Below are 820 nucleotides of genomic sequence, written 5' to 3' on the forward strand. Positions count from 1 at the left end.
GAGCCGAAGGGGGTAGCAAATGTCAGAATCGCACCACTAGCAGGTGGACCATTGATTATCGTGGGACGGAAGTTGCTTCAATTCAGTCTGAACGCCTTGGAGATATCGAACTTCGAAATCGACAGCACAGGATCGCGTCACTCCATTAACAATCCGATCAAAACGTGCTCTCGGTTCGCATAGACGCTGGGAATACCAAGGATACTGCCAAAGGCTGACGGCCTCTAACCGAGGAGAAACTTTATCGGGAGCGAGGTTCAAACTATCGGTCGATCGCAGGCCTTTCGCCAGAAATTTTGCTGCATCGCAGAAATTATTGCGTGAATACATATATTCTGCGGCAAGAAAATTAAGATGGAAAGAGAACGTACTTTGTCCTTGGTCAATGCAATTGAGAATTCTAAAGCTGTCGGGGTCAGCGAAATCGAGCTCGGCTATCTCTCCATAGCGAGCATCGACTCGGACTCGAAGTCCGCACCGCTCCTCGCGATTGCCTGGCACTGGCGCCGGCGGCTGCATCGCTGAAATAAACCTTGGCTCGCTTCTAGTCGCGATTTTGGAATCGTCCATGACTTCAGTGCTGCCCTCAGCTACGCGGATCGGAGCTTCTGAAACCGGAGAGCAACCCCCAATTATTGCGACAACCAAAAAATGTTGAAAAACCTGTTTTAGGTTGAAGCGAGTAAATAACTTAGACTCAATACATCTCTTCGAGGCCTTCTTCGCTTGGTTTTTTATTGCCTCTGTTACTTGCATGTGATTCTCACTATACCTTGCCAGGCAAAAGGTGCCTAACAGGCTGCTGAAAAATCCCACGGTT

At 48.8% G+C, this 820-nt stretch carries 1 protein-coding gene; it reads right to left on the bottom strand.

What is annotated here, in order from left to right:
- Window positions 1-36 precede the first annotated feature (36 nt).
- A partial coding sequence (locus tag QU44_RS18425) for a hypothetical protein (protein ID WP_231621801.1) occupies window positions 37-820 on the bottom strand: 784 nt, incomplete at its 5' end.

Origin of the sequence: Sphingomonas sp. 37zxx (assembly GCF_000786205.1) — a bacterium.
Taxonomy (GTDB): domain Bacteria; phylum Pseudomonadota; class Alphaproteobacteria; order Sphingomonadales; family Sphingomonadaceae; genus Sphingomonas.